Here is a 1,888-nt window from a genome sequence, read left to right as displayed (position 1 = left end):
ATCGGGCAGGGCCGACGAGCCGGTCTCGTCTCCCTCTCCGGAACAGCGGTCGGGTTCTGCTGCTACCTGCTGATGGCCGTCGCGGGCCTGTCGGCGGTGTTCACCGCGATTCCGACAGCGTTTACTGTGGTCAAGCTGGCCGGCGCCGCGTACCTCGCCTACCTGGCCTACCTGGCCTACCTGGCCTGGGGGATGCTGCGCCCAGGAGGCCGAGCCATATTCTCCCCGCAGCAGGTCGCCCCGGTCAGCGACCGACGCCTGTTCGGGATGGGTCTGCTGACCAACCTGCTCAACCCCAAGATCGCACTGATGTACGCGGCACTTCTGCCCCAATTCGTCTCTCTGGGAGCAGGACCCACCTGGACACAACTGCTCCAGCTCGGCGCGATCCAGATCTGCGTGGCGGTCACGATCAACGCCATGATCGTGCTCGGTGCCGCCGGGATCGCCGAATTCCTGGCCACCCGACCCCGCGTCATGACTGTGCAACGCTGGGCCGCCGGTACTCTGCTGGGCGTCTTCGCAATACGTACCGCGCTCAGCGAAGGACCGGCGCCGACCTGAGAGTTGGTCGGCGACACCATCCAGTCGGCATCACATACAACACTGGTTCTGACCGCCTCATCGAGTGACTCCACGCCGGAGAGTGGCACTACTACGTCGTAAGACAGCTGTCTCCCGGGGAGATCAGGCGTTACTCCGGATCGGAATACCGAGCCGGGTTCGTCAGCGCGTCGGGAGTCCATGACGGCCAATGAGGTTCGGCCACGAGGGATCCCTCGACGAATCGAGCGACGACCCGAGTGGTCCGATTCTGGTTGTCGTACACCGTAGCCTGCTCGCACCGTTGAATCGCTGTGGCGACGAGTGGCCACAACCGGGCATACCGTTGCCTGATCTTGTCCTCCGGAACCGCATGTCCGCCGCTGACGACGCGTAGACGAACACGTTCGACCGCATAGTCCTCCGGCACCATCACCACGTGCAGGACAACCCGGAAGCCACGGTCGTGCGCTTCGGTGATGAGATCGAGTTTCGACGGATGCGAGAAAACGGTCTCAGCGATGAACGAGCAGCCCCGCGCCAACAACGCCGAGCGGGTCCGCGCTGCGATCTTCGCCGCATCGTAGGAGTGCACCTCAGGATCTTCCGGCCAGCAGGCCTTCGCGATCTCATCAGCATTCACGAACGCACTGTCGACCAAGATCGGCGCAAGCACCGTCTCGACCAGCGTGCTTTTTCCCGCACCGTCGCAGCCGACGACCAAATCCAATCGGGCACTCACGCGGAAATGACGACAGTCGTTCCATCAGGTCGAAACTCGACCATGCGACCCTGATCATCGACCGCGACCGACGCGTATCCCCTCGCGGCTCGCGTCGCCACATGATCGACCTGTTCGAGGCGTTCCTCGATCAGCGCATCGACCTCGGAATCGAAGACCACCCCCTCCTCCGGGCTGAGATCCCCGACCGGAAGTCGACCCGCCAGCGCTGCCTCGACGCGTCGCCGAGCCGCGGTACTGCGACTGGACACGCCGCGGCCCACTCGCGCCCAGTGCTCCAACTGCTGGCGTGCAGACCGGTTCTCCCGGGCGCCTTCGCGGCTGGCCTCGTCGACCAAGGCAGCGGAGAATCGCGTCACCTTATCCACAGCGTCTGGCACAGCAAGCACCCCTTTCTCCGCTTGTAGCAAAGTGCTACAGATCCAGCGTAGCAAAGTGCAACGGGCGCCGGGGCCGAGTTTCAGCACACATTCATCGTTGCGCGCACAATCACCCGTTGATGCTCGAATGCCGGCGGCGAAATCCTGCGCAACGTCTTACCTAGCGCCTTTGACCTGGCAGATCCCCGATGGACGACTCGGACACCTCGAGTTCCTCCAGTCG

3 protein-coding genes are annotated in these 1,888 nt (G+C 63.8%); 1 reads left to right on the top strand and 2 read right to left on the bottom strand.

Going from position 1 to position 1,888, the window contains the following annotated elements:
* Positions 1-564: LysE family translocator (locus tag WAW17_RS13220; protein WP_422333419.1), on the top strand; the 564-nt coding region annotated here is incomplete at its 5' end.
* A gap of 130 nt (positions 565-694) precedes the next feature.
* Here the strand turns inward: WAW17_RS13220 and WAW17_RS13215 are convergent.
* Together WAW17_RS13215 and WAW17_RS13210 are read right to left on the bottom strand one after the other, a co-directional pair.
* Positions 695-1,285, bottom strand: a complete 591-nt coding sequence (locus WAW17_RS13215; protein WP_422333418.1) for a zeta toxin family protein — start codon at positions 1,283-1,285, stop codon at positions 695-697.
* Entirely contained in the window at positions 1,282-1,665 is a 384-nt protein-coding gene (locus tag WAW17_RS13210; protein WP_422333417.1) for a TA system antitoxin ParD family protein, read from the bottom strand. Before WAW17_RS13210 ends, WAW17_RS13215 begins: the two co-directional genes overlap by 4 nt.
* Positions 1,666-1,888: the final 223 nt, after the last annotated feature.

Origin of the sequence: Rhodococcus sp. (in: high G+C Gram-positive bacteria) (assembly GCF_049286785.1) — a bacterium.
Taxonomy (GTDB): Bacteria; Actinomycetota; Actinomycetes; order Mycobacteriales; family Mycobacteriaceae; genus Rhodococcus_F.
Note: the sequence above shows the minus strand (reverse complement) of the source record. Positions and strands in the feature narration are given on the sequence as shown.